General features: G+C 39.0%; 22 protein-coding genes. All 22 read left to right on the top strand.

Translation table 11 applies throughout. The features are described 5' to 3' along the window. The first annotated feature begins 112 nt into the window (after positions 1–112). The 22 genes from nuoA to mreB all read left to right on the top strand — a co-directional run bounded on the left by nuoA (position 113) and on the right by mreB (position 20,168). Entirely contained in the window at positions 113–481 is a 369-nt protein-coding gene (gene nuoA / locus AC0L0O_RS23830; RefSeq protein ID WP_000179279.1) for an NADH-quinone oxidoreductase subunit NuoA, read from the top strand. Further along, a complete protein-coding gene (gene nuoB, locus AC0L0O_RS23825) occupies positions 472–990 on the top strand; it encodes an NADH-quinone oxidoreductase subunit NuoB (RefSeq protein ID WP_000236331.1) in 519 nt (172 codons plus the stop codon). Before nuoA ends, nuoB begins: the two co-directional genes overlap by 10 nt. Beyond that, a complete protein-coding gene (locus AC0L0O_RS23820) occupies positions 987–2,150 on the top strand; it encodes an NADH-quinone oxidoreductase subunit C (protein WP_428889160.1) in 1,164 nt (387 codons plus the stop codon). The genes nuoB and AC0L0O_RS23820 overlap by 4 nt, the downstream gene beginning before the upstream one ends. 4 nt (positions 2,151–2,154) lie before the next feature. Then, a complete protein-coding gene (gene nuoD, locus AC0L0O_RS23815; protein ID WP_375361169.1) occupies positions 2,155–3,255 on the top strand; it encodes an NADH-quinone oxidoreductase subunit NuoD in 1,101 nt (366 codons plus the stop codon). Then, positions 3,255–4,256 carry an NADH-quinone oxidoreductase subunit NuoH gene (gene nuoH, locus AC0L0O_RS23810; protein ID WP_000573430.1) on the top strand — a complete coding sequence of 334 codons (1,002 nt, stop codon included), beginning with the start codon at positions 3,255–3,257 and terminating at the stop codon, positions 4,254–4,256. The genes nuoD and nuoH overlap by 1 nt, the downstream gene beginning before the upstream one ends. 25 nt (positions 4,257–4,281) lie before the next feature. Next, entirely contained in the window at positions 4,282–4,701 is a 420-nt protein-coding gene (gene nuoI, locus AC0L0O_RS23805; protein ID WP_000677187.1) for an NADH-quinone oxidoreductase subunit NuoI, read from the top strand. Further along, a complete protein-coding gene (locus tag AC0L0O_RS23800; protein ID WP_001012801.1) occupies positions 4,698–5,222 on the top strand; it encodes an NADH-quinone oxidoreductase subunit J in 525 nt (174 codons plus the stop codon). The genes nuoI and AC0L0O_RS23800 overlap by 4 nt, the downstream gene beginning before the upstream one ends. Then, positions 5,215–5,529, top strand: a complete 315-nt coding sequence (nuoK, locus tag AC0L0O_RS23795; protein WP_000100078.1) for an NADH-quinone oxidoreductase subunit NuoK — start codon at positions 5,215–5,217, stop codon at positions 5,527–5,529. The genes AC0L0O_RS23800 and nuoK overlap by 8 nt, the downstream gene beginning before the upstream one ends. 29 nt (positions 5,530–5,558) lie before the next feature. Continuing rightward, positions 5,559–7,421, top strand: coding sequence for an NADH-quinone oxidoreductase subunit L (gene nuoL / locus AC0L0O_RS23790; protein ID WP_428889161.1), 1,863 nt, complete (start codon positions 5,559–5,561; stop codon positions 7,419–7,421). Next, positions 7,418–8,920 (top strand): NADH-quinone oxidoreductase subunit M, encoded by a 1,503-nt coding sequence (locus AC0L0O_RS23785; protein WP_428889162.1) that lies wholly within the window; start codon positions 7,418–7,420, stop codon positions 8,918–8,920. Before nuoL ends, AC0L0O_RS23785 begins: the two co-directional genes overlap by 4 nt. A 7-nt stretch (positions 8,921–8,927) precedes the next feature. After that, positions 8,928–10,442, top strand: coding sequence for an NADH-quinone oxidoreductase subunit NuoN (gene nuoN / locus AC0L0O_RS23780; RefSeq protein ID WP_346428331.1), 1,515 nt, complete (start codon positions 8,928–8,930; stop codon positions 10,440–10,442). Positions 10,443–10,655: 213 nt separating this feature from the next. After that, entirely contained in the window at positions 10,656–10,892 is a 237-nt protein-coding gene (locus tag AC0L0O_RS23775) for a DUF1146 family protein (RefSeq protein WP_000940742.1), read from the top strand. Between the two features lie 51 nt (positions 10,893–10,943). Beyond that, positions 10,944–11,648 (top strand): YwmB family TATA-box binding protein, encoded by a 705-nt coding sequence (locus AC0L0O_RS23770; RefSeq protein ID WP_000767907.1) that lies wholly within the window; start codon positions 10,944–10,946, stop codon positions 11,646–11,648. Positions 11,649–11,687: 39 nt separating this feature from the next. Beyond that, the gene (gene murA, locus AC0L0O_RS23765; RefSeq protein WP_000411264.1) at positions 11,688–12,992 is read left to right on the top strand and encodes a UDP-N-acetylglucosamine 1-carboxyvinyltransferase; all 1,305 of its coding nucleotides are present in this window, start codon (positions 11,688–11,690) and stop codon (positions 12,990–12,992) included. Between the two features lie 208 nt (positions 12,993–13,200). Next, positions 13,201–14,220, top strand: coding sequence for a stage II sporulation protein D (gene spoIID / locus AC0L0O_RS23760; protein WP_428889163.1), 1,020 nt, complete (start codon positions 13,201–13,203; stop codon positions 14,218–14,220). A 128-nt stretch (positions 14,221–14,348) separates the two neighbouring features. Continuing rightward, positions 14,349–15,356, top strand: coding sequence for a LytTR family transcriptional regulator DNA-binding domain-containing protein (locus AC0L0O_RS23755; protein WP_075396257.1), 1,008 nt, complete (start codon positions 14,349–14,351; stop codon positions 15,354–15,356). A 181-nt stretch (positions 15,357–15,537) separates the two neighbouring features. Then, positions 15,538–16,380 (top strand): ABC transporter ATP-binding protein, encoded by an 843-nt coding sequence (locus AC0L0O_RS23750; protein WP_000170849.1) that lies wholly within the window; start codon positions 15,538–15,540, stop codon positions 16,378–16,380. Next, complete coding sequence (locus AC0L0O_RS23745; RefSeq protein WP_000144470.1) at positions 16,380–17,084, top strand: ABC transporter permease; 705 nt, start codon at positions 16,380–16,382, stop codon at positions 17,082–17,084. Before AC0L0O_RS23750 ends, AC0L0O_RS23745 begins: the two co-directional genes overlap by 1 nt. Positions 17,085–17,245: 161 nt before the next feature. Then, the gene (locus AC0L0O_RS23740) at positions 17,246–18,151 is read left to right on the top strand and encodes a M23 family metallopeptidase (protein WP_134188576.1); all 906 of its coding nucleotides are present in this window, start codon (positions 17,246–17,248) and stop codon (positions 18,149–18,151) included. Between the two features lie 141 nt (positions 18,152–18,292). Beyond that, positions 18,293–18,427, top strand: coding sequence for a hypothetical protein (locus AC0L0O_RS23735; RefSeq protein WP_000008905.1), 135 nt, complete (start codon positions 18,293–18,295; stop codon positions 18,425–18,427). 305 nt (positions 18,428–18,732) lie between these two features. After that, the gene (gene spoIIID / locus AC0L0O_RS23730) at positions 18,733–19,005 is read left to right on the top strand and encodes a sporulation transcriptional regulator SpoIIID (RefSeq protein ID WP_000544012.1); all 273 of its coding nucleotides are present in this window, start codon (positions 18,733–18,735) and stop codon (positions 19,003–19,005) included. A gap of 161 nt (positions 19,006–19,166) precedes the next feature. Continuing rightward, the gene (mreB, locus tag AC0L0O_RS23725; protein ID WP_000457985.1) at positions 19,167–20,168 is read left to right on the top strand and encodes a rod shape-determining protein; all 1,002 of its coding nucleotides are present in this window, start codon (positions 19,167–19,169) and stop codon (positions 20,166–20,168) included. The last annotated feature ends 104 nt before the right edge of the window (positions 20,169–20,272 follow it).

Here is a 20,272-nt window from a genome sequence, read left to right as displayed (position 1 = left end):
ATGATTAAAATAGTTGCATTATTTAGAAAAATTTAAAAATAATAATTACTGCAACTAGGACATATTGTTTACTAAGTGAACTTGTTCTTAATTTAGGGGGGAGGGTTTCACAATGGCAAGTGTATATGGAAATAGTTATATGATCGTTTTGATTTTCTTACTATTAGGTATATTGCTGCCGGTAGTGGCTCTTACATTAGGAAGGATGCTGCGCCCAAACAAACCAAGTGCAGCGAAAGCGACGACGTATGAGAGCGGGATTGAGCCTTTTCATGATGCGAATATTCGGTTTCATGCTCGTTATTATATTTTTGCTTTATTGTTTGTCATCTTTGATGTAGAAACTTTATTTTTATATCCATGGGCTGTTGCATATGACAACCTCGGTTTATTTGCACTGATTGAAATGCTCATCTTTGTTGTAATGTTGCTAGTTGGATTAGCGTATGCTTGGAAAAAGAAGGTGTTACAATGGTTATAAATTTTGAGGAATTACATCCAAATGAGCGAGCGGAATTAGAACGAAATATCTTTTTTTCTACATTGGAACAGTTGAAAGGATGGGCGCGAAGTAATTCTTTATGGCCGATGACATTTGGACTGGCATGCTGTGCAATTGAAATGATGGGAGTAGGTTCATCACATTATGATTTAGATCGATTTGGGTCATTTTTTCGGACTTCACCAAGGCAATCGGACGTTATGATTGTGTCGGGAACGGTAACGAAGAAGATGGCTCCTATTGTTCGGCGCTTATATGACCAAATGCCTGAACCAAAATGGGTTATTGCAATGGGATCTTGTGCGACAGCAGGTGGTCCATATGTAAATTCGTACGCTGTTGTGAAAGGTGTAGATCAAATTGTGCCAGTTGACGTGTATATCCCTGGTTGCCCACCAAATCCTGCAGCTTTAATTTATGGAATTAATAAATTAAAAGAAAAAATTCGTTACGAAGCAAAGACTGGAAAGCAGGTGACGAATAAATGAGTGATCCTAACAAAGACTTAGAGGATTTAAAAAGAGAAGCGGCTAGGCGTGCGAAAGAAGAGGCGAGAAAGCGTCTCGTTGCGAAACATGGTGTGGAAATAAGTAAACTTGAGGAAGAAAATCGCGAAAAAGAGAAAGCGCTACCAAAAAATGACGATATGACTATAGAAGAAGCAAAACGACGTGCAGCCGCGGCCGCAAAAGCGAAAGCAGCGGCGTTAGCGAAGCAGAAAAGAGAAGGAATAGAAGAAGTAGCGGAAGAGGAAAAGGTCAAAGCGAAAGCGAAGGCAGCGGCAGCCGCGAAAGCAAAAGCAGCGGCGTTAGCGAAGCAGAAAAGAGAAGGAATAGAAGAAGTAACGGAAGAGGAAAAGGTCAAAGCGAAAGCGAAGGCAGCGGCAGCCGCGAAAGCAAAAGCAGCGGCGTTAGCGAAGCAGAAAAGAGAAGGAACAGAAGAAGTAACGGAAGAAGAAAAGGCGAAAGCGAAAGCGAAGGCAGTCGCAGCCGCGAAAGCAAAAGCAGCAGCGTTAGCGAAGCAGAAAGCATCGCAAGGTAATGGAGATTCGGGAGATGAAAAGGCGAAGGCAATTGCAGCAGCAAAGGCAAAAGCGGCAGCGGCTGCAAGGGCGAAGACAAAGGGTGCTGAAGGTAAGAAGGAAGAGGAGCCGAAGCAGGAAGAGCCATCCATGAATGAACCGTATTTAAATCAGTATGTTGAAGTTATTAAGGGAAAGATAGGAGAGGATATATTAGTAGATTTCTACATTAATAAACTGTCAAAAGATGTACCAACTCTTGTGGTGGAACCTGCAAAATATTATGAAGTAATGGAGTTACTGCGATTCCATGAGGGACTTGCATTTGATTATATGTCAGAGCTACATGCGACGGATTTTGTGACACATATGGAAGTGTATGTTCATTTATTTTCATATGGAAAGAAACAGTCAGTAGCGGTGAAGGTGAAGCTGGATAGGGAAGCGCCGCAAGTGGAATCGGTGACAGCGCTTTGGAAAGGAGCGGACTGGCCAGAGCGGGAAGCGTATGATTTGCTTGGTATTGTATTTAAGGGGCATCCGAATTTATCACGTATTTTAATGCCTGATGATTGGGTAGGGCACCCGCTTAGGAAAGATTATGAACCGTATGATGTGGAGGTGTAGCTAAATGATCCGTACGGAAGAAATGCTTTTGAATGTAGGTCCTCAGCATCCGAGTACACACGGTGTGTTCAGGCTTGTTATTAAGATTGACGGGGAAATTATTAAAGAAGCTACACCAGTTATTGGATATTTGCATCGCGGGACCGAAAAGATTGCAGAGAGCTTACAGTATACGCAAATCATCCCTTATACAGATCGGATGGATTATTTATCGGCTATGACGAATAATTACGTCATTTGCCATGCTGTAGAGACGATGATGGGGCTTGAAATCCCGGAGCGGGCCGAATACTTGCGAGTACTTGCAATGGAGCTTGGAAGGATTGCGAGCCACCTCGTTTGGTGGGGGACAAATCTTCTTGATATAGGAGCAGTTAGCCCGTTTTTGTACGCGTTCCGTGAGCGAGAAATGATTATTAATTTATTAAACGAATTATGCGGTGCACGGCTTACTTTTAATTATATGAGAGTCGGCGGTGTGAAATGGGATGCACCGGATGGTTGGATTGAAAAAGTGAAAGAATTTGTTCCGTATATGAGAGAACAATTGGCAGGGTATCATGATCTTGTTAGCGGCAATGAGATTTTCTTAAATCGTGTAAAAGGCGTTGGTATATATAGCGCGGAGGAAGCGATTTCGTATTCTTTAAGCGGAGCGAATTTGCGGTGTACCGGAGTAAACTGGGATCTTCGCAAGGATGAACCATATTCCATTTATGATCGTTTTGACTTTGATATTCCTATTGGGAGCGTGGGGGATGCCTGGGATCGCTACGTTTGCCGCATGCAGGAAATTGAGGAGTCTTTAAAGATTGTTGAGCAAGCAGTCCAGCAGTTCCCAAAAGAAGGAGCTGTACTGGCGAAAGTACCGAAAATTATTAAGGCGCCTAAAGGGGAAGCGTTCGTCCGTATAGAATCGCCGCGCGGAGAGATTGGTTGCTATATTGCTAGTGATGGGAAGAAAGAGCCATACCGTTTGAAGTTTCGCAGGCCGTCTTTTTACAATTTGCAAATTTTACCGAAGTTATTGAAAGGTGAAAACATCGCCAATTTAATTACGATTTTAGGTGGAGTGGATATTGTACTTGGGGAGGTTGATGGCTAATGATTGAAACGCTCTTACAATCACCTTCTAGCTGGACGAATTTCTTCATTTTTTTCGGATTAGCGGTGCTCCTATTATTTGCAGTCCTTGGCTTCGTTACATATGGTATTTTGGCAGAACGGAAAGTGATGGGTTTTATGCAAGGGCGGATTGGGCCAAACCAAGTCGGGGGCCGGTTCGGTCTGCTGCAAACGGTAGCTGATGTTTTAAAACTACTACTAAAAGAAGATAGTATTCCGAAAGCGGCAGATAAACCGTTGTTTATATTAGCGCCTGTTATTGCATTCGCGCCAGCATTTATGGTGCTTGCAGTCATCCCGTTTACTGATAAATTTCAGTTCGCAGATATTGGCGTAGGCTTACTATATTACATTGCTGTTTCTGGCATTACGACGATTGGCGTCGTAACGGGAGGATGGGCATCCAATAATAAATATTCCCTTTTAGGAGGGATGCGTGCGGCGGCGCAAATGATTTCTTATGAAATTCCGCTCGTAATGAGTGTAATTGGCATCGTTTTATTAGCTGGTAGCTTAAATTTAAATGAAATCGTAGCAGCGCAGGAGAATGTTTGGTACATTTTCGTGCAACCAATCGGTTTCGTCGTATTCTTAATCGCAGCGGTAGCAGAGTTAAATAGGACGCCGTTTGATTTACCAGAAGCAGAATCGGAACTTGTTTCTGGATATCATACGGAATACTCAGGGTTTCGCTGGGCGTTTTTCATGCTTTCAGAGTACGTATATTTTTTCGGGATGGCATCGTTAATTACAGTGCTTTTTTTAGGCGGATGGAATCCAGTTATGTTCCTTGGATTTATTCCAGGTGCCGTATGGTTTGCTTTAAAGTTTAGCAGCGTAGTTTTTCTATTAATTTGGTTCCGTGTTACGTTTCCGCGTATAAGAGGTGATCAGTTAATGGAGTTTGGCTGGAAAGTATTATTGCCAATTGCACTTGCAAATATTTTCTTAACGGCATTGATTAAGGAGTTATTCTTCTAATCTATGAGGGGGGTGCCAGTAAGAGATGAAAGGTCTATTTAAAGGATTAAAATATACACTAGGCAATTTGAGCAAGAAAAAGGTGACGTATGATTATCCGAATCAACCGTTGCCATTGCCAGACCGTTTTCGAGGGATTCAAAAGTTTTATCCGGAAAAGTGTATCGTTTGTAACCAGTGCTCCAATATTTGTCCGACAGACTGTATTCAGTTAACGGGGAAAAAACATCCGGATCCTACGAAAAAAGGAAAAATTATCGACACGTACGATATTAATTTTGAAATTTGTATTCTTTGTGATTTATGTACAGAAGTTTGTCCGACAGAGGCAATCGTTATGACAAATAACTTTGAACTTGCGGAGTATTCACGGGATGACTTATTTAAAAATTTGCAGTGGCTTGATGAAAACGACGAAAACGTCAGGAAGGAGAATAAAGCATGAATGGCGAGTTTATAGCATTCTTTATACTATCCTTGTCTGCAATTATCGGCGGCGTTCTTATGTTGAATTTAACGAAAGTCATGCATATGATGCTAGCTCTCGTTCTGACATTTCTCAGCATTGCGGGTTTGTACTTTCTTTTATCAGCTGAATTTATAGGGGTTGCACAAATTTTACTTTACTCGGGTGCGATCACAATTATTATGATTTTTGGCATTATGTTAACGAAACATAACGCGGAAAATGAATCACGTCTTACTCTTCGAAAATGGATTATCTTCTTTGCGGTTGTAGCATTTGGGGCAGTTATGTATTTCGCTGTTAACAATATTGATTTTGCAAATGAGAGCGCACAAGGAAGTTTACCTCTCCATGAAAAAAACACACTTCAAATCGGTACACTTCTCTATTCAAAATATATTATTCCATTTGAGTTAACCTCAGTTATTTTACTTGTAGCACTTGTTGGCGCAATTATTCTTGCGAAGAAGGATGAGAAAGAGGAGGATTCCAATGAGTAGCGTACCTGCTTCTGCATATTTAACGCTTGCGATTATTTTGTTTTGCATCGGTTTGTTTGGAGCTTTAACGAAGCGAAATACAGTGATTGTATTAGTTTGTATTGAATTAATGCTTAACGCAGCCAATTTAAACTTAGTAGCGTTTAGTAAATTAGGTTTGTTTCCAAATTTAACAGGGCAAATTTTCTCTCTGTTTACGATGGCTGTAGCAGCAGCGGAAGCCGCGGTAGGACTCGCCATTTTAATTGCTTTATATCGTAACCGTACGACAGTTCATGTAGATGAAATGGATACGCTCAAAGGATAGCATTGTGACCGAAAAGGGGGAAGGAAACAATGATCGATTATGTATGGCTCATACCGCTTTTCCCGCTTGTTTCGTTTTTGTTATTAATTATATTCGGGAAGAAAATTAGAGAAGGAAGCAGTGTACTTAGTATTTTCTTCGTCTTTCTCTCCTTTATATGTGCGGTACTTGTATTAATAGAAAGACTTTCGACAGTACCAGTGAAGCATAAGTGGGTATGGCTTAGAACTGGAGATATTGATATATCGTTTGGCTTTGAAGTGACAGCATTAGGGGCTTTAATGTTGTTTATCGTTACACTTGTGAGTTTACTTGTACATGTGTATTCGAAAGGTTATATGAAAGGTGAGGAAAGATTACCAACCTTTTATGCCTATTTAGGGCTCTTTACATTTGCGATGCTCGGGCTCGTTATATCACCAAATTTATTACAGCTTTATATATTTTGGGAGTTAGTTGGCCTTGGCTCATTTTTACTCATCGCTTTTTATTTCTTTAAAGAAGAAGCGAGGGCTGCCGCGAAGAAGGCTTTTATTATGACGCGTATTGGAGATGTCGGTTTATTTATTGGGATGATCTTAATTTTCTGGCATGCAGGTAGTTTTGAATATGACGCAATATTTAGGGCGATTCATACGGGTGATCTTACCCCTACGATGATTACAATAACGGCGATATTAATTTTTATCGGGGCGATGGGAAAATCAGGTCAGTTCCCCCTTCATACGTGGTTACCGGATGCGATGGAAGGGCCGACGCCTGTTTCGGCACTCATTCATGCGGCGACGATGGTCGCAGCTGGCGTATATTTAGTGGCAACGATGTTTCCGCTATTTTCAGCAAGTGCGGTGGCGATGCAAACGGTGGCAATCGTTGGAGCTTTCACCGCGATCTTTGCGGCTTCCATTGGTCTTGTGCAAACGGATATAAAGAGAGTGCTTGCTTATTCTACAGTTAGTCAGCTTGGGTATATGATGCTTGCATTAGGATCTGCCGGTTATGTAGCTGGTGTGTTCCATTTAACGACACACGCCTTTTTTAAAGCGTTGCTATTTTTGGCGGCAGGAAGTGTCATTCATGCCGTGCATACGCAAAACATTAATAAAATGGGCGGCTTACAGAAGAAGATGAAAGTAACTGCTGCGCTATTTTTAATCGGTACCCTTGCAATAAGTGGTGTGCCGCTCCTTTCCGGTTTCTTTAGTAAAGATGAAATTTTAGCGGTGACTTGGATGAACGGCAATTACGTTTTATTCATATTAGCAGTAATTGCAGCATTCCTAACAGCGTTCTACATGTTCCGCTTATACTTTCTCGTCTTTACGGGGGAAGCGAAGACGAAGGAAGATGTGCATGAATCGCCTCGCATCATGACATATCCGATGATTGTCCTTGGCGTCCTTGCAGTCGTGGCAGGTTATATAAATACACCGTGGTTTGGAACGTTTCTCGGAGATTGGCTTACGAAAGATGTAGCATTTAAAGTGCAAGAAGCACACGGCCCAGTTTGGATTATGATTGTTGCGACGCTCGTTTCTTTGGCTGGGATTGCTCTTGCATATTTCATATATGGCAAGAAATCTATTGCTAGAGATTGGGCTGGTGGCGAGGAAGAACCTCTGTATAAAATTTTGAAAGAAAAATATTATGTGGATGAACTATACAATATGACGGTCATTCCTATTACGAAAGGAATCGCTCATGTGCTTCGCTTATTTGAGGTGTATGTAGTCGAAGGAATTGCTATTTTAATAGGGAGTTTAGTTAAAGGGATGAGCGGAGTCGGCTCTAGACTCCAAAACGGAAATGTACAAGTGTACGGGACTGTAACAGCTGTTTCACTTGCGGTACTCTTCATTATTTTGCTCTATACAGGAGGGGATTTACGATGAATGATTTGTTATTAACGTTCTTCATTTTTTCCCCGCTTTTAGGAATTCTCTTACTTGCATTAACACCGAAAAAAGAATCGCGTACAGTGCGAGCGCTCGGTTTATTTGGAACGGTGCTTCCATTTGGAATGGCTATCGTCCTCGCTTGTACATATGCTTCTGGAAGGGATTTGTCTCTATTTGATGAAAAAGTGAAATGGATTAAATTCGGAGATTTTGCAGCGGTAGATAAAAGATGGTTTTCCATTTATTACGAACTTGGTATAGATGGTTTATCGCTCGTTATGATGGTGCTGACGGCCCTTCTAGCGATGCTTGCAGCAATTGCGGCATTTACGATTAAAAGAAATTTGAAAGCATTTTATATGCTGTTACTCATGTTAGAAATAGGAATGCTCGGCGTCTTCGCTGCTCAAAATTTAATGTTGTTCTTTATCTTCTTTGAAATTACATTGCCGCCGATGTTTTTATTAATTGGGAAGTGGGGGAAGTTGTCGAGTGAAAAGGCTGCTTATAGTTATTTAATATATAACGGTATTGGCTCCGCTATTTTACTCATCGTTTTCTCGGTTTTATTTGCGAAAACAGGTACAACAAATATTACAGAACTGAAAGAAATATTAGCGAGTGTAGGTGCTGGGGGAGGAATGATTGTCCCAAGTAGCTTACAGTTCGGCTTGTTTCTTGCCATAATGATTGCTTTCGCAATTAAATTACCCGTTTTCCCGTTACATCGCTGGATGGTCAATGTACATATTGAAGCGCATCCGGCTGTAGTGATGCTTCATGCAGGTGTTTTACTGAAGATTGGAGCGTACGGTATAATTCGATTCGGGCAGGGGCTATTCCCGGAATACTTTCGCGAGTTTGCAACGCTCATTGCGATTTTAGGGGTTATCAATTTATTGTACGGAGCCTTCTTAGCGCTCATTCAAACAGACTTTCGGAAGGTGCTTGCTTACTCTAGTATTTCGCATATGGGTATTGTATTAATGGGCCTTGCGGCGTTAAATGCACCAGGTACACAAGGGGCACTATTCCAAGTTGTGTCGCATGGCTTAATTGCAGCCTTACTCTTTTTCTTACTTGGTGTTATAGAACAGCGTTTTGGAACGTCGGATATTACAGCGCTTGGCGGACTTGCAAAAAGTGTACCCGTACTTAGCGGTTTCTTTTTAGCGGGAGGAATGGCATCGCTTGGATTGCCGGGAATGTCTGGATTTGTTAGCGAGTTTCTTGCCTTTCTCGGTTTATTCCAAGTAGAGCCAGTCATTGCTGCGGCCGGAGTACTTGGCATCATTTTAACCGCTGTATACGTATTAAGAGCAACACTTCAAGTAACATTTGGTAAGAAAGAGTGGGAAGCGAAAGCTGATATACACGGATGGGAGTATGTTCCTATATTGCTACTTATCTTCTGCATTATTGCAATTGGCGTAATGCCAGAAATACTAGGGGATCCGCTTCAAAATACATTGAAAACATTGGGGGTGAAGTAGGATGGATATGAATACGTTACTTAGCTTATCGTGGCATCTCATGGTGCCAGAATTCATTATTCTCGGGGCTGCCATCCTTCTTTCCATATGTGATTTGTTTTTTAAGCTGAACCATAGATACGTAGCGCTTGGTGCAATCGCGGCGGTCGTATTAGCAATCGTGTCGTTAATTACGCTATATGGCGAACCAGCGGGAGATATTTTAAATGGATCGTTTGTGTTAGATGGATTTTCAAAAGGATTTAAAACGTTGTTGTTAGGCGGGGCGGCCCTGATTTTGTGCACCGCAATGAGCGATGATAAGAAAAATCCAATTGAAGACAAGGGAGAATATTATTACTTATTTTTAATGGCGCTTCTTGGGGCGATGTTTATGGCTTCTAGCGTTGATTTCGTTACACTTTTCGTCGGTTTAGAATTGCTTTCACTTTCCTCCTACATTTTAGTAGGAATACGAAAAAAGAACCGTGCATCAAATGAGGCAGCAATGAAATATGTCATTAATGGAGGAATTGGAACGGCAATTACACTCTTTGGAATGAGTTATTTATACGGTATTACAGGCTCAACCAATATGGTGGATATGCAAAAAGTATTTGCCGGGGAACTGGCTAGTGGCATTCAGTTATTACTAGCTCTCGCATTCCTACTCTTACTCGTTGGGCTCTCATTCAAAATTGCGACAGTGCCGTTTCATATGTGGGCACCTGATGTGTATGAGGGAGCAGCTACACCTGTTACTGCTTTTCTTGGAACAATTTCTAAAATGGCGGGTTTCTTACTCATCATTCGTTTGTTCCTCATGGTTTTTGCAAGTGTATCGGTGCAAGGAGACATGCAATCTTTATACGGACGTATGAGCATATATATCGCTGTGCTAGCTAGTATTACGATGATTATTGGAAATGTAGTCGCATTAAAGCAATATAACGTAAAACGCCTATTTGCTTATTCGGGAATCGCGCATGCGGGATATTTACTCGTTCCGCTTGTCGCATTATCACCATTTACGATGGATAGTATGTGGTTTTACATGCTTGCATATATGCTTATGAATATAGGCGCGTTTGCAATTATCCACGGCTTAATCTTACAAAGCGATAAAGAAAATATCACCATTTTCACTGGATTATATAAAAGATCGCCATTTACAGCGATTGTGATGACGATTTTTATTTTATCGTTAGCGGGGATACCAGGAACAGCTGGTTTCATTGGGAAAATTAACATCTTTTTAGGGGCTCTTCATGTAGAGCCAGCTCATTACGTACTAGCTTCTATTATGATGGGGACGACAGTCATTTCATTCGTATATTATTTCCGTATTTTACAACAAATATTTTTCCGGACGGGAGAAGTAGAAGAGAAAATTCGTTTGCCACTCAATATAAAGATTGTGATGAGCCTTTGCGCAATTTCGATTGTAATACTAGGGATTGTGCCGATGATTGGATACAATTTCTTTTATGAATATTTTCCATTAATGAAAGATTTCTTCTTCTTAGGGAACGTGGTACAATAGTGAAAATAAAAGGTGTGGAGTCGTTACTCTGCGCTTTTTATTTTGTGTGAACTACAATTGAAAATACATATAGGTATACGTTTTTAAAGAGAAAAATTTCGATGTAAAATGTAAGATGCTTATTTGTATTTGAAAAAGTGTGGCTCCTACTTATTATGGTATCGTTTTTATATGATTTCGTAAGTAGTAGCTGGGTAAAAAGGGGTCGGTTTTTTGGCACATCTTTTAGGGCAACAAGCACTGATTGCCATTGTTTCGCATTTATTGTTTATTACCATTACGTGGTGGGCCTTACAAGGTATTCACATTGAGCGTTTAATGAAGCCTGGAAAGGTGATGCAGACGAGAGTATTACTCATCTTAATTACAATTGCAATTGGGACATCTGTAAGTAACTTTTTCCTTGATTATTTAGGCTATTCAAAGAGTTTAACGTATTTAGTAAAGTAAGTGTATAGAACCTCATATCTCCGTTAACAATGGGGATAGGAGGGGATGAAATTGAAGCTTAAAGCCATTCTTATTGTTGCACTTAGTGTTGTTTTATTTTTGGTTGGGTATAGAGAGATGAAACCAATCAGTGATGAACAGAAGATGGAGAGCATGATCGCATCCTTAGAGAAAAATGATGCGAAAGTAGAGAAATGGTCATGGTTAGCGCGAGAAACAAAAACAATTTCTAATATACATACGTTTCAAAAGTTGTTAAACGATGTGAAGGAGAAGGCGAATATTCAAAAGTGGGAATTAGAGCAATCTCCAGATGGATATAAAGCTACATCCTATAAAAAATTTTCTTCTTATGAAGAACGAGTAGTAGTAACTTGGAGTAAGGAAAATACTAAAGAAAACACTTTCATTATTTTTGAAGTGAGCGGGGCGAAATGGGACCCGAAGTATATTCAAAAAACGAATAAAATTTTTAGTGAAAAACCTATAATTTACACTTGTGTTCAAGGTGTACTGAATGATAAGATTGAAGGTGTTTTGCAAAATAAAACCAATCAGGTTTTGAAAGATCTTTCAGCAAGAGCGATCGAACAGATAGAAGAAAGAGCATTTGTGTCAGTCTCCGCATACAATAAAAAGTGGGATGACGCTCTTTCAACAAATAGAGAGAAAATAAATGTGCAAATAGCAATACGTTCTACAGACAACAAAGATACAATTGTGGTTGGCACACCGATCATAACTTCTGAGTATTGAGTGAATAGATACTGAAAAAAGGACACGGAGGGGAATAATTTGGAAAAGATCATCGTCCGTGGCGGAAAGCGGTTAAACGGCACAGTGCGTGTTGAGGGCGCAAAAAATGCTGTATTACCTATAATCGCTGCAGCCCTATTAGCGAGTGATGGAAAGAATGTACTATCTGAAGTACCAGTTTTGTCTGATGTATACACAATTAATGAGGTATTACGTCATTTAAATGCTGAAGTCGTATTTGAAAATAACCAAGTAACAATCGATGCTTCTAAAGAGCTAAACATTGAAGCACCATTTGAATATGTACGTAAAATGCGTGCATCTGTTCAAGTAATGGGACCATTATTAGCACGTAATGGTCGTGCTCGTATTGCACTTCCTGGTGGATGTGCAATTGGTTCACGTCCAATTGACCAACATTTAAAAGGCTTCGAAGCAATGGGAGCAAAAGTACAGGTTGGTAACGGTTTTGTTGAGGCATACGTTGAGGGAGAACTAAAAGGAGCTAAAATTTATTTAGACTTCCCAAGCGTGGGCGCAACAGAAAATATTATGTCTGCAGCTACATTAGCAAAAGGGACAACAATCCTTGAAAACGCAGCGAAAGAACCAGAAATTGTTGACTTAGCTAACTTCTTAAATGCGATGGGAGCGAAAGTACGCGGAGCTGGAACTGGAACGATTCGTATCGAAGGCGTTGATAAATTATATGGTGCAAACCACTCTATTATTCCTGACCGTATTGAAGCGGGAACATTCATGGTTGCAGCGGCAATTACTGGTGGAGACATCTTAATTGAAAATGCTGTACCTGAACATTTACGCTCAATTACAGCGAAAATGGAAGAAATGGGTGTTAAAATTATCGAAGAAAATGAAGGTGTACGTGTTATCGGCCCAGATAAGTTAAAAGCGGTTGATATTAAAACTATGCCTCACCCAGGTTTCCCAACAGACATGCAATCACAAATGATGGCATTATTACTACAAGCTGATGGCACAAGTATGATTACAGAAACGGTATTTGAAAACCGCTTTATGCACGTTGAAGAATTCCGTCGTATGAATGCTGATATTAAAATCGAAGGTCGTTCTGTTATTATGAACGGTCCAAACAGCTTACAAGGTGCTGAAGTAGGCGCAACTGATTTACGTGCTGCTGCTGCATTAATCTTAGCTGGTTTAGTATCAGAAGGTTACACTCGTGTAACTGAGTTAAAGCATCTTGACCGTGGTTATGTAGATTTCCATAAGAAATTAGCTGCATTAGGTGCAACTATTGAACGTGTAAACGAAAAAGTAGAAGAAGTGAAAGAACAAGAAGTTTCTGATCTTCACGCTTAATTGAAATAGTCTCTACGTCTTTTGACGTAGAGGCTATTTTTTTGGGTTATTACTGTTATAGTCAAGAAATTCTATACTTATGCACGTACCAGTAAAAATATTTAGAAAAGTTTCACTTTATACTGTTCCCCCTGAAGTATGTTCTAAAAGAAAGAGTTGTTCCATAAGAATGAATGGAGTAAAGCTTTTTTATATTGGGGGAAATAAGATGAAATTTTCAAAGCCATTTTTTATCACGGTAGTGCTTCTCATAGCGCTCGTTATCATTGTACCTGCTGCTCTTGTTATTCCGTTTGCGAAAGCAAAAGTAGGGGAAAAAGTAGCTTCTAAAACTCCTCCAGCGATAGAAAGTATACCAGCTCCAGGAAAAGTGGATACAGCGGTTCAGGTTGCTGTATATCGCGAGAAACAAAAGAAGGTAGAATCATTACCTATGGAGGAGTATGTGACCGGTGTAGTAGCTTCTGAGATGAATGCCAGTTTTGAAATAGAGGCGCTAAAGGCGCAGGCATTAGCAGCGAGAACATTTGTAGTCCAGCGTATGCTAAGCGGAGGTAAGAAAAACAATGCGGACGTGACAGATACGGTGAATGATCAAGTGTACAAAAGTAAAGAAGAATTGAAAAAACAATGGGGCAATAACTACGAAAATAATTTGAAGAAAATTGAGGAAGCTGTTTCGAAAACCGCAGGACAAGTTTTAACGTATGAGGGAAACCCAATCTCAGCATCCTTCTTCTCAACGAGTAATGGCCGGACAGAAAATGCGGCTGATTATTGGGGAAATGATTATCCGTATTTAAAGAGTGTAGATAGCCCGTGGGATCAAGCTTCTCCGAAATTTACGAGCGAGCAAACCTTTACCGTAGCTGACTTTCAAAAACGTCTCGGTGTGAAGGTACTGGCAGACGGGAAGGTTGGAAATATTAAAGATCTTACGGAAGGAAAGCGAGTAAAAGACGTAGCATTTCAAGGGAAAACATTAACAGGAAAAGAAGTTCGCGAAAAGTTAGATTTACGCTCCTCTGACTTCAAGTGGAAACAAGAGGGAGATAAAATCATTGTTACGACGAAAGGCTTCGGCCACGGCGTTGGCATGAGCCAATACGGCGCGAACGGCATGGCAGCAGAAGGCAAGAAATATACAGATATCGTCGCTCATTACTATAAAGGTGTTGAAATAAAGACGATGAACGATTATGAAGGTAAGTTGATGGTGAAGAAGTAGAGTAAAAGGGACCGTCCTAAGAGGTATGTTGGGACGGTCCTTCTTTTTTTATAATGCTTCATAAAATATCTAAATTTTCCATTAATTGTTTGGTATAATAGGATAAAAAAGTATTCGGGGGAGACGGAATGGCACTACTGGAGTTGAAACAGTTAGGAAAGACAAATCAGTTACCGGCAGTTGAACTGAAGGTTGAGAAGGGACAATGTGTTGTTTTGCAGTGTAATAACCATACAGCAAAGATTTTGCACCGCATTATTATTGGTGAGGAAGAAGCTTCAACTGGTAATGTGCTATTTGAAGAGGAAGTGATTGGAAAGAGAAATTATTCGCGCATCGGTTTTTGTTTTTTGAAAGATGAAGCATATGATCGTTTGAAGGTAAAGGAATACTTCAAGTTCTTAATAGGGCTTTATGAATCGAATATAAGTATGGAAGAAGTTGTACAATCTGTCGGTCTCTTAGATAAGTTAAACGTTAAAATAGAAAAACTATCATTTTCAGAGAAACGTCGTCTTCATATTGGGCGAGTAATGATTCATAATCCAGATTTAGTTATTTTGGAAGAGCCGGAGCAAAATGTAGATACAGAGAGTACGATTATGATTCGAAAAGCAATTATGAAAATGAAAGAGCAAGGAAAGGCAATTTTTATTACGTCATCATTTCTATCGGATGCCCTTTCGTTAACAGAAGATGTATACATATTAAACAATGATGGTGTGAAAAAAATAGAAATCGAACAAGAAGAAGCAGAAGAAGTCGATGAAGAAAAAGTCATTCAAATGATTCCGCAAATGAAGTTAGAAAGAATACCAGCGAAAGTGAACGATAAAATCATTTTATTAGACCCGATGGAAATTCATTTCATTGAAACGCAAAACGGAATAACCCATATTCATGTTCGTGAAGGTGATTTCGTATGTGCATTAACATTAAGTGAACTAGAAGCGAGATTAACAGGTTTTGGTTTCTTTAGATGTCATCGCTCGTACCTTGTGAATTTACAAAGAGTACGAGAAGTGATTACGTGGACTCGTAATAGTTTTAGTTTAATTTTGGATGACGAAAGAAAAAGTTCAATTCCGCTTTCGAAAGGACGAATGGATGAATTAAAAGGCGTGATTGGGCTATAAAAAGTGCTCCAATAAGCTCAAAATATGATTCATTCACCGGTAAAAATACTCCTTTTACCGGTATTTTACTGCGTAAACCCTTTGTTTTTCATATGATGGAGTCAAGAAAAGCGAAACAAACAAACGAAAAGCACTAAAGCGACTTTCATCTATAAAAGAAAAAAACAAAGGGGATGACGAGATGACATTGGCAATTGAAATGAAAGATGTAATGAAAAGCTTCAATGAAAAAACGGCACTTCGAAATGTAAATATTGAGGTGAAGCAAGGAGAGATTTTCGGATTCCTCGGACCGAGTGGATCTGGAAAAACAACAACAGTAAAAATTTTAACTTCTCAATTACTTCATAGTGTTGGAACGGTAAGAGTACTAGGAAAAGATATTACAGGGCCAAGTAGTATCGATTACAAACGAATTGGTATTTTAACAGACAACAGTGGCTTATATGAAAGACTTAGCATTTATGATAACTTACTATTATTTTGTGACTTATATGATTGTAAAAAAGAACGAATCGATGAAGTGCTAGCGCAAGTGAATCTATTAGATGATAAAAAAACATTAGTAAAGAAATTATCAAAAGGAATGAAGCAGCGCGTCACATTAGCTAGAGCAATTCTTCATAAACCAGATATCCTCTTCTTAGACGAACCAACATCTGCACTCGATCCAGTTAACGTACAAAACATTCATAAAATCTTAAAAGACTTAAATAAAGAAGGAACGACAATTTTCCTAACGACGCACAACATGGACGAAGCAGAAACGCTTTGTAACCGCATTGCCTTTCTATGTAGCGGAGAAATTGTAGCGCTTGATACACCGGAGAACCTTCGCTTACAGTATGCGAAAGACCAAATACAAGTCGTGTTAAAGGATAAGAAGAAAGAAACGGTACAAAAAGATGAATTAGGTGCAAAACGCATTTCAGAATGGATGAAAAAAGGAGAACTATTATCCATTCATTCTTATGAGCCAACGTTAGGTGATATCTTTATTGAAGTTACTGGGAGGGGATTATAATGACATTTTCAATGAGACGTGTATCAGCTATTTTTAGAAAAGAGGTACAAGATTTTAAGACCAATTCACAAGTGTTGTTAATGGCATCTTTACCAATTATATTTGCATTTATATTTAGCAGGTTTGGGCAAGGGAGTGCAGGAGTTGGTATTATTACTTTAATGGCCTTTCTATTCGTTGCAGGGTTTGTTCAATCAATGGTAATTGCAGAAGAGAAAGAAAAACATACGTTACGTGTGCTAATGCTATCACCAGCTTCTTCTGTTGAAGTCCTTCTTGGGAAAAGTATATTAACAGCATGTTTAACGCTAGGTATCTCTATTGTAAACTTATTCATTTTAGATCAATTAAGTGGAAATTTCTTATTACTAGCATTTGTTTTCTTATGTGGAACAATTTTATTTACTTTAATTGGAACGATGATTGGATTACTAGCTGAATCTGTCCCACAAACATCACTAATTGGAATGCCAATATTAATGACGATGTATTTAGCTGTGCAATTTGAGCCAATGGTTGAAAATAAAGTTATTAAGACAATGATTAGTTATCTTCCAACATTTCATCTTGAAAAAGCAATTAAAAGCTTAGTAGAGGGTGCTGGGTTTAGTAGTATTAGTGGACATATGATAAATGTTGGAGCTTGGCTTATTATTTCACTTATTGCATGTTTAATCGTATATAAAAAGAAACAATTAGACTAAAAACTGAGCCGAAACGCTCAGTTTTTTCTTTTTTCTATCATTTCCTCGGAAATTTTGCAATTCCTATACATATTTTTACAGATTTTGTCGAAAAGTAATTAGTTATACGTTGTATAGGATACGTGAATATTGTTCAAAATGATTGCTGAGGTGATGATGGAATGCGAGGAAGAAATAATAAAAAGTCGCAAAAGGTAGTACATTTATTTCAAAAAAGATGGGTATTTCCGGCACTATACATTGCTTGTGCAGCGGTAATCTTAATGGTTGCGCTATGGTTCCAAGGAGCTAATCCGAAGAAGACTCCGAACCAAGATCAAGCAACGCCATATACACAAACGGAAGATCCAGCAGTACCAGTAACGAAGTCTTCAGAAGTAGTGAAAATGCCAGCTCCTGCTAATGCGGAAGTAGTCGTACAGAAGAAGTTCTATGAAGATGCAGCAACTGAGGCGGAACAAGAAAAAGCACTTGTCTTTTATAACAACACATATTCCCCAAATAAAGGAATTGACATTGCTGCGAAGAATGGAAAAGAATTCAATGTTACAGCTGCTTTAAGTGGTACAGTAACGAAAGCTGAAAAAGATTCACTTCTTGGTTATGTTGTAACAGTTGATAGCGGAAATGGTGTAGCAGCTTCTTATCAAAGCTTAGGCAGTGTGAAAGTAGAAAAAGGTGCACGAGTTGTACAAGGTGAAGTATTAGGAAAATCCGGTCTAAGTGCAATGAATAAAGAAGCAGGTTCTCACGTTCACTTTGAAGTACGTAAAGACAACGTGGCTGTGAACCCTGAGCGCTACTTAAATAAATCAGTAGCAGAAATTAAAGCTGATGCAGGTGCTGCAAAGGCAACGAATGCTTCTGGTAAAAAAGCTGATGACAAATCTCAAAAAGAAGAGAAGTCAACGAGCACGACACCAGAAAGTAAAACAGAAGATAAGGCTCAAAAAGAAGAGAAATCAACAAGCGGTTCGACTAGTGACAAAAAAGAAGAACCGAAGAAAGAAGAAAAATCAACAAATGGTTCTACAGAATCATCTAATAGTTCTTCTTCACAAGAATAAGAAAGTGAAAAAATCAGTTCTCACTAGGAGAGCTGATTTTTTTATTTTCATATAAAAATACTCAATTTCGAGAAAAAAGTTGCAATAACAAGGAAAAATGACGAGATTCTCGAATATATATTACAAAAGGGAGGGGATACTGTGTCATTTTTGTTTGTTCTGTCGACTGCTATTATTTTATTGTTTGTTTTATTCACTTTATATTATTACATTGCCAGTAAGAAAGAGGTTCCCCACCATCAATTGTTAGAAGAAGAGTTTGAACGAGAAGAATGACACCTTATATAAGGTGTCATTTTTTTTATCAAAATAGTCACTGTTAACGTATTTCTCACAAAAAAACGTAATTTTTCTTAACTTAGTCCGCAAAAATAGTGAACATGTAGCATATATCAGTAGTGCGGGCAATACAATGGTATAAACCAAAGCAAAGAGAGTGTTTGAGGTGAGAAATCGTGAATCATTTCATTATAAATCCAAGAATGTTTAACGCTTACAAACAGCACTCACACTTACTTCTAAGTCGTATGCAGCGAAGCTCATTTCACACTTCTCACATCCAATTTAGGGAGGCGAGTGGTGTGCACGATTACATCAAAGAGAGAACTATCAAGATTGGTAAGTATATCGTGGAGACAAGAAAGACAGTGCGTGTAATTGCAAAGGAATTTGGGGTATCAAAGAGTACAGTCCATAAAGATTTAACAGAACGTCTACCAGAAATTAATCCAGAGCTCGCAAATGAAGTGAAAGAAATTCTTGATTATCATAAGTCTATTCGTCATTTAAGAGGCGGAGAAGCAACAAAACAAAAGTATAGAAAAGAAGATGTAGAAAAGCCGGTACGTCAATAAAGGTACAATCGTGAACATTCCGTTTCAATTCGGTAATATTTTTCAGAAGAATTCTTTTTGCGAATATTACGTTTCTGTTAAATTTATGATAAAATCAGAAATTAGGTGTAAAAGAATTCGGGTGTAACCTGATTTTGAATATCGAGGAGGAAAAAACGGGAATGTTTGCGCGAGATATCGGAATTGACCTAGGTACGGCTAACGTATTAATCCATGTTAAAGGTAAGGGTATTGTATTAAATGAGCCATCTGTTGTTGCTATTGATCGTAACACAGGTAAAGTATTAGCAGTAGGTGAAGAAGCAAGAAGTATGGTGGGACGTACGCCTGGTAATATTGTAGCCATTCGTCCACTAAAAGATGGTGTAATCGCAGATTTCGAAATTACAGAAGCAATGTTAAAGTATTTCATTAACAAATTGGACGTAAAGAGCTTCTTTTCAAAACCTCGCATTTTAATTTGTTGTCCAACAAATATCACATCAGTAGAACAAAAAGCAATTCGTGAGGCTGCTGAACGTTCAGGTGGTAAAACAGTATTTTTAGAAGAAGAACCAAAAGTAGCCGCAGTTGGTGCTGGTATGGAAATATTCCAACCAAGCGGTAACATGGTTGTTGATATTGGTGGAGGTACAACGGATATCGCTGTACTATCTATGGGTGATATTGTTACCTCTTCCTCTATCAAAATGGCTGGCGATAAGTTTGATATGGAGATCTTAAATTATATTAAACGTAAGTATAAGCTATTAATCGGAGAACGTACTTCAGAAGATATTAAAATTAAAGTTGGTACAGTATTCCCAGGTGCACGTAGCGAAGAGCTTGAAATTCGTGGACGTGACATGGTAACAGGTTTACCACGCACAATTACAGTATGCTCTGAAGAAATTACAGAAGCATTAAAAGAAAATGCAGCTGTTATTGTACAAGCTGCAAAAGGCGTACTAGAGCGCACACCACCAGAATTATCAGCGGACATCATCGACCGCGGTGTAATTCTAACAGGCGGTGGAGCTTTACTACACGGCATTGACATGCTTCTAGCAGAAGAACTAAAAGTACCAGTATTAATTGCTGAAAATCCAATGCACTGCGTTGCGGTTGGTACAGGTATTATGTTAGAGAATATCGATAAATTACCACGTCGTGCACTAAAATAAAATTAAAAAGTACCTATGCAAAACATGAGAGTGTATTTCGTTTTGCATGGGTACTTTTTGCTGTTTTTATGTAATTTATATATGAAAATTTTTCGGTTGAAAAC

Source organism: Bacillus sp. GS3m_15504 (assembly GCF_055825275.1).
The sequence above is the reverse complement of the archived record's forward strand: the minus strand, read 5'-3'. Positions and strand labels throughout refer to the sequence as shown.